The following is a 6,000-nucleotide window of genomic DNA, read 5'->3' as shown; positions in this document are numbered from 1 at the left end:
CTTCCGCAGTTGCGCTTCACTTCGCTCGCCATGACCAGCTTACGGTGGGACTTCCACCCACAAGAATGCGCCCATGCTGGGCGCACAACAAAAAAAGCCCGGCTTTCGCCAGGCTTTTATCGGATCGTTCGAAAAGCAGCTTAGAGGCCGAGGCCGCCGAAGCGCTTGTTGAACTTGGAGACGCGGCCGCCGCGGTCCATGAGCTGCTGGTTGCCGCCCGTCCAGGCCGGATGCGACTTCGGGTCGATTTCCAGGTTCATGGTTGCGCCTTCAGAACCCCAGGTCGAGCGGGTTTCGTACTCGGTGCCATCGGTCATGACGACCTTGATCATGTGGTATGCGGGATGAATGTCAGCCTTCATGTCGATAATCCTGCTCTGCGAGGTCCATATGTCGCAATTGCGAGCGAGAACCCTCTTTAATAAATGAAGCCGCAGACCGGTCCGGTCACGGCTTCCCAATTCGATGCGGAGCCTATACAGGAAGGTCGCCCGAAGCACAAGTACCCGCGCCTTTCGAAAAGCGCCCCGACACCAGAGGGAAAAATTGGCCGAAGCCCGCGAAAACCAGCCCAGCGAAAGCCCCCGGAGAGGCAAGGCACTCAGGCCGCTTGCAAGGCTTGTCCCCTACCTTTCACGTTACCGGCCGATGGTTGCGGCGGCAACATTCTTCCTCGTCCTGGCCGCTGCCACGACGCTGGCGCTGCCGCTCGCCGTACGACGCATGGTCGATCATGGCTTTGCCTTTTCGGATGGCAGCTTCATCAACAACTACTTCGGCATGCTGATGGCGCTGGCCGCCCTTCTCGCGGTCGCGAGCGCCATGCGCTACTATTACGTCATCACCATTGGCGAACGGGTGGTCGCAGACCTGCGCCGCGAGGTCTTCTCGCACATCACCCGCCTGTCGCCCGCCTTCTACGACGTCAACCAGTCGGGCGAGATCGTCTCGCGCCTGACGGCCGATACGACCCAAATCAAGTCCGCCTTCGGTTCGGCCGCCTCGCAGGCGCTGCGCAACACCATTCTCTGTCTCGGCGCAATGGGGATGATGATCTATACGAGCCCCAGGCTTTCCGCCCTGGTGCTCGGGGCGATCCCCCTCATCGTCTTCCCGCTGGTCGGCTTCGGCCGCTCGGTCAGGCGCCGCTCGCGCGCCGCCCAGGATACGCTTGCCGAAACCTCCGCCTTTGCGGCCGAAACGATCGGCGCAACGCGGACGGTACAGGCATTCGGGAGCGAAACGACGGCCGCAAACCGCTACGGCAAAACCGTCGAAAGCGCCTATCACGCGGCCCGAACGGCCATCAAGGCGCGTGCGCTGCTGACCGGTTTCGGCATCCTGCTTGTCTTCGGCAGCGTCGTCGGCGTCCTGTGGTACGGCGCCCAGAGTGTTCTGGCGGGCACGATGACTGCTGGAACGCTCGGCCAGTTCGTGCTCTATTCGGTCATCGCGGCAAGCTCCCTCGGGCAGCTTTCCGAAGTCTGGGGCGAGCTTTCTGCCGCCGGCGGAGCTGCCGAACGGCTGACCGAATTGCTGCACGAAGTCCCGGCGATCCGCGACCCGGACCGCCCTGTCGCGCTCCCCTCTCCGCCGCATGGCGAAGTGGAATTTGACGCGGTATCCTTCGCCTATCCCGCCCGCGTCAGCGCCATCACGCTCAATTCCCTATCGTTCCACGTCAGGCCCGGCGAAACGGTTGCGATCGTCGGCCCATCGGGCGCCGGCAAGAGCACGATCTTCTCTCTGCTGATGCGGTTCTATGATCCATCCAGCGGAACCGTGAAGCTCGACGGCGTCGATCTGAGGCAGGCGAGGCTTGCGGATCTGAGGTCCCGTCTGGCGATCGTACCGCAGGACGTGACGATCTTCGCCGCGTCGATCCACGACAACATCGCCTTTGGCGTGCCGGATGCCAGCCGGGAGGCTGTCCGCGCCGCGGCCATCGCTGCGCAGGCGGACGAGTTTATCTCGCGGCTCGATCAGGGCTATGATACGCTTGCCGGCGAGCGCGGCATCACGTTGTCCGGCGGCCAGCGCCAGCGTATCGCAATCGCCCGCGCTATTTTGAAGGACGCACCGGTCCTGCTGCTCGACGAAGCGACCTCGGCGCTGGATGCGGAAAGCGAGACCTTGGTGCAGAAAGCCCTCGACGGACTGATGCAGAACCGCACGACACTCGTCATCGCCCATCGGCTGGCGACCGTGCTAAAAGCCGACCGCATCCTTGTCATGGAAAATGGTCGGGTCGTCGAGGAAGGCACGCACCAGAGCCTGGTGGCGCAGGGCGGGCTCTACGCCAAGCTCGCCCGCCTGCAGTTTCACGACATCGAAAGGCAGAGCGCGACGGCGCTCTAACCCGTGGTCAAAGGATAATGGTGATAGCCATGGACTCTCTCTGGAAGAATCCGGTCGTCGTGTCGATCGGAGAGCCGCCCGTCGAAACCGTGATCGACACCACGCAAGCCGCGGCCTGGGCGATGATCGAAGACTGGCCCATGGAAGATGGCACGGCGCTCGATCGAGCTCTTGCCCTCTGCGCCGCGGTCGATGCCGGAAAGCGCAAACCGGAAGAGGCAAGGCATGCCTTTGTCGAAGCGGCCAAGGAAGCGGGTATCTTCATCCGAGGCTGAATTGGGTGCCCGACAACGCCCCACCCGTCACGTCACGCGTCTGAAAGTCCATTTCACGACATAGTCGCCGTTGCGCTTCAACTTGCCCTTCGTGCGTACCTCGACAGGACCGCCCAATTCGATTTCCGCCTTGGCGAAAGCTTCACGGGCTTCCGCCATTGCCTTGTGATAGACGCTGTTGTCTCGCCTCGGGCTGTCGGCGACCGCCTTTACGAGGGCGGTCATATCCTTGTCCCCGGCCATCGTTATCGCTCGGTGAGCTTCAGCTCGATGCGGCGGTTCTGCGATTTGACGTCTGGGGTGTCTCCCTGCGCGATCGGCTGGAACTCGCCGAAGCCGGCCGCCACCAGACGGTTCGCCGGCACGCCTTTGGAAATGAGATATTTCACCACCGAGGTGGCGCGGGCGGAAGAGAGCTCCCAGTTGTCGCGATAACGGCCGATGCCGGAAAGCGGCGAATTGTCGGTATGGCCATCCACACGCAGTACCCAATTGATCTCGGCAGGAATTTCCTTCGCCAGATCGAGAAGCGCCGCGGCCAGTTTGTCCATCTCGGCGCGACCGGCATCATCGAGTTCGCTGCCACCCACGGGAAAGAGAACTTCCGACTGGAAAACGAAACGGTCGCCGACGATGCGGATGTTCTCGCGATCGGAAAGGATTTCGCGAAGCCGTCCGAAAAAGTCGGAGCGGTAGCGGTTGAGTTCTTGCACGCGCTGCGCCAGCGCCACGTTCAGGCGCCGGCCGAGATCGGCAATCTGTGCCTGCGATGACGAATCCTTCGCTTCCGAAGCCTGCAGCGCCTGCTCGATGGCGGCGATCTGCGCGCGGAGGGCGGCAATCTGCTGGTTCAGCAGCTCGACCTGGCTTGCCGCGCGGGCGCTCAGCTGCTGTTCCTGGTTGAGCTGGCTGGTCAATTCGCCGACGCGCGCATTGGCCGCGGCACTGCTGCCGGCACCCTCGCTCAGCAATTGCTGCAGCCGCGACCGTTCGCTTTCCGAAGCCGAAAGGGAGGACTGCAGGCTGGCGAGCTGGTCCTCGAAATCCTGGCTGTTGCTCTTTTCGAGCGCCAGGAGCTCGGTCAGCTCGGCGATCTGGCTGTTCAGCCGGTTCAGCACCTCGTCGCGGCCGGTGATTTCCCGGCTTAAAAGGAACTGCGCCAGCACGAAGACGGTCAGCAGGAACATGATGGCGAGGAGCAGCGTGGAGAGCGCATCCACGAAACCCGGCCAGAAGTCGACGGACCGATCCCGGCGGCGGTTCTTGGCGAGGGCCATCGGTTATTTCCCCCCGACCTTGTCGGAAAGTCGGTCGAGGGTGCGGCGTAGCGCCTTGGCCTCTTCCTGCTGCGCTTCGATCCAGTCGCGCAGCATCTGCTGCTCATTGCGCATGTTCTTCACAAGCCCCTGGATGCCTTCGGCAAGATTGGCCATCGCCGAGAGCGAACGATCGGAATGGTGGCCGTCGGGCGCCTTGGACTGGGCGGCGGCAAGGGCTTTTAGTTGTTCGGTAAGCGCGCGGATATCTTCCGAGGAGCCATGCGCGATCGTCTCCGCCACGGCAGGCATGTCCGACCCGAGGTCCGTCACCGACGAAAGCCAGTTTTCGAGCTCGGTGTAAAAACGGTTCTGGGCCCGGCCCGCCTGCAGGTCGAGGAAGCCGAGGATCAGCGAACCGGAGAGACCGAGCAGCGACGAGGAGAATGCCGTGCCCATGCCGGCGAGCGGCTGAGCGAGACCGCTCTTGATCGCTGCAAGAACGTCGTTCGAATCGCCTGAATTCGGGTCGAGCGCGCCGATGACATTGCTGATCGAGCCGATCGTCTGGATCAGGCCCCAGAAGGTGCCGAGTAGACCGAGGAAAACCAGCAGGCCGATGAGGTAGCGGGAAATGTCGCGTGATTCGTCGAGGCGGGTGGCGATCGAATCGAGGATCGAGCGGAAGGCGTTGGTCGACAGCGCCATCTTGCGGCGCCCGCCGATCAGCGTTCGCATCGGCGCGAGCAGCTTCGGTTCGCGGCCGACCTTGTCGGCGCTGCCGGCGGCGCGGAAGGAGTTGAACCAGCGTACTTCCGGGATGAGTCCGATCACCTGGTTGAAGACGAGAATGATGCCGATCAGCAGGACGCCGAGAATCAACCCGTTGAGACCCGGATTGGTCTGAAAGGCATGCGCGGCCTGGCGATAGAGAATGGAGGCGACGAACCCGACGATGATCAGGAAGATCAGCATCGTCCACAGGAATGACGCCGGATTGGAAAGTTTGTAGGTATAGCCGCTGCGCGCTTCAGACTCGTCCAGATCGTCCACTCTCGCATTCGCCATGATACGCCTTCAGCCTCCGATACTCTTGCACGTCGGAGGCTACGGCATGTCCTCCGGAAGTGCAAAGCGGTTTCGGGACAAGGACATGCGTAAAACAAGAGTCTACGGCATATCGCGTGAATCCCTCTTTCACGCGATATGCTGTAGTTTAAAATTGCGACGAATTGAAGTGCGGACGCTACGGAAAACAGTCGGCTATCAACCGTCCGCAGCGCCGGCCTATCGGCTTTGAGTTCCGCTCAGCGAGTCGGCACGGGCCGGTTGGCAACCTCGAGCAGTGCCTTCTGGATGAGCTCGTTGCCCGCGACGATGTTGCCGCTGCCGAAGATATCCGTGGTGCCCTTCATGTCGCTGGCGAAACCGCCTGCCTCGCGGATCAGCACGATGCCGGCAGCCATATCCCAGGCAGAAAGGTCGGTTTCCCAGAAACCGTCGAGACGGCCGGCTGCCACATAGGCAAGGTCGAGCGCGGCAGCACCCATACGGCGGACGCCTGCCACTTCCCCCATGACGTGGCGGAGTTCGATGAGGAACTTTCCGTGGTTGCCGCGGCCAAGATGCGGCACGCCGCAACCGATCACGCAGTCGGACAGCACGCGGCGGGCAGCGACCCGGATGCGACGATCGTTCATGAACGCGCCGCCACCCTTTTCGGCGGTGAACAATTCGTCGGTCGCCGGATTGAAGACGACGCCGGCGACGATTTCGCCGTTGCGCTCGAGAGCGATCGAGACGGCGAACTGCGGAATGCCGTGCAGGAAGTTTGTGGTGCCGTCGAGCGGATCGACGATCCAGCGATGGGCGCCGTCCGTGCCCTTCAGCTCTTCGCTTTCCTCGCCGAGGAAGCCGTAGGTCGGGCGCGCCTTCATCAGCTCGTCGCGGACGATCTTTTCCGCCTTGAGGTCGGCCTGGGAGACGAAGTCGCTCGGCCCCTTTACGGAAACCTGCAGGTTCTGCACTTCGCCGAAATCCCTGGAGAGCGATTTGCCTGCCTTGAGGGCAGCCTGAACCATGACGTTGAGAAGGGCGGAGCGGGCCATGCG

General features: G+C 62.6%; 7 protein-coding genes. 2 read left to right on the top strand and 5 right to left on the bottom strand.

Annotated features, from left to right (window positions below):
- Positions 1–140 precede the first annotated feature (140 nt).
- Positions 141–362 carry a 50S ribosomal protein L31 gene (gene rpmE / locus EDE05_RS23270; RefSeq protein WP_105374499.1) on the bottom strand — a complete coding sequence of 74 codons (222 nt, stop codon included), beginning with the start codon at positions 360–362 and terminating at the stop codon, positions 141–143.
- Positions 363–465: 103 nt separating this feature from the next.
- On the opposite strand from rpmE, the gene EDE05_RS23265 reads away from it, so the two are divergent.
- Together EDE05_RS23265 and EDE05_RS23260 are read left to right on the top strand one after the other, a co-directional pair.
- Positions 466–2,358: an ABC transporter transmembrane domain-containing protein gene (locus EDE05_RS23265; RefSeq protein ID WP_342588639.1), complete on the top strand. Its 1,893-nt coding sequence runs from the start codon at positions 466–468 to the stop codon at positions 2,356–2,358.
- A 29-nt stretch (positions 2,359–2,387) separates the two neighbouring features.
- Positions 2,388–2,633, top strand: coding sequence for a DUF982 domain-containing protein (locus EDE05_RS23260; RefSeq protein WP_105374501.1), 246 nt, complete (start codon positions 2,388–2,390; stop codon positions 2,631–2,633).
- A 27-nt stretch (positions 2,634–2,660) separates the two neighbouring features.
- Here the strand turns inward: EDE05_RS23260 and EDE05_RS23255 are convergent, their stop codons facing one another.
- From EDE05_RS23255 to EDE05_RS23240, 4 genes are all read right to left on the bottom strand, one after another.
- On the bottom strand, positions 2,661–2,858 hold the full coding sequence (locus EDE05_RS23255) for a hypothetical protein (protein ID WP_245423005.1): 198 nt from the start codon (positions 2,856–2,858) through the stop codon (positions 2,661–2,663).
- A 20-nt stretch (positions 2,859–2,878) separates the two neighbouring features.
- Positions 2,879–3,910 carry a peptidoglycan -binding protein gene (locus tag EDE05_RS23250; RefSeq protein ID WP_105374503.1) on the bottom strand — a complete coding sequence of 344 codons (1,032 nt, stop codon included), beginning with the start codon at positions 3,908–3,910 and terminating at the stop codon, positions 2,879–2,881.
- Between the two features lie 3 nt (positions 3,911–3,913).
- Positions 3,914–4,957: a MotA/TolQ/ExbB proton channel family protein gene (locus EDE05_RS23245; protein ID WP_105374504.1), complete on the bottom strand. Its 1,044-nt coding sequence runs from the start codon at positions 4,955–4,957 to the stop codon at positions 3,914–3,916.
- Between the two features lie 239 nt (positions 4,958–5,196).
- Entirely contained in the window at positions 5,197–5,997 is an 801-nt protein-coding gene (locus tag EDE05_RS23240) for an inositol monophosphatase family protein (protein ID WP_105374505.1), read from the bottom strand.
- Between the last annotated feature and the right edge of the window lie 3 nt (positions 5,998–6,000).

Source organism: Neorhizobium sp. R1-B (genome assembly GCF_004368875.1).
Classification (GTDB): domain Bacteria; phylum Pseudomonadota; class Alphaproteobacteria; order Rhizobiales; family Rhizobiaceae; genus Neorhizobium; species Neorhizobium huautlense.
The sequence above is the reverse complement of the archived record's forward strand: the minus strand, read 5'-3'. Positions and strand labels throughout refer to the sequence as shown.

Coding starts and splice junctions, on each gene's coding strand:
- EDE05_RS23255 (WP_245423005.1), bottom strand. CDS start 2,858: ATGACCGCCCTCGTAAAGGCGGTCGCCGACAGCCCGAGGCGAGACAAC.
- EDE05_RS23245 (WP_105374504.1), bottom strand. CDS start 4,957: ATGGCGAATGCGAGAGTGGACGATCTGGACGAGTCTGAAGCGCGCAGC.
- EDE05_RS23250 (WP_105374503.1), bottom strand. CDS start 3,910: ATGGCCCTCGCCAAGAACCGCCGCCGGGATCGGTCCGTCGACTTCTGG.
- EDE05_RS23260 (WP_105374501.1), top strand. CDS start 2,388: ATGGACTCTCTCTGGAAGAATCCGGTCGTCGTGTCGATCGGAGAGCCG.
- EDE05_RS23265 (WP_342588639.1), top strand. CDS start 466: ATGCGGAGCCTATACAGGAAGGTCGCCCGAAGCACAAGTACCCGCGCC.
- EDE05_RS23240 (WP_105374505.1), bottom strand. CDS start 5,997: ATGGCCCGCTCCGCCCTTCTCAACGTCATGGTTCAGGCTGCCCTCAAG.
- rpmE (WP_105374499.1), bottom strand. CDS start 362: ATGAAGGCTGACATTCATCCCGCATACCACATGATCAAGGTCGTCATG.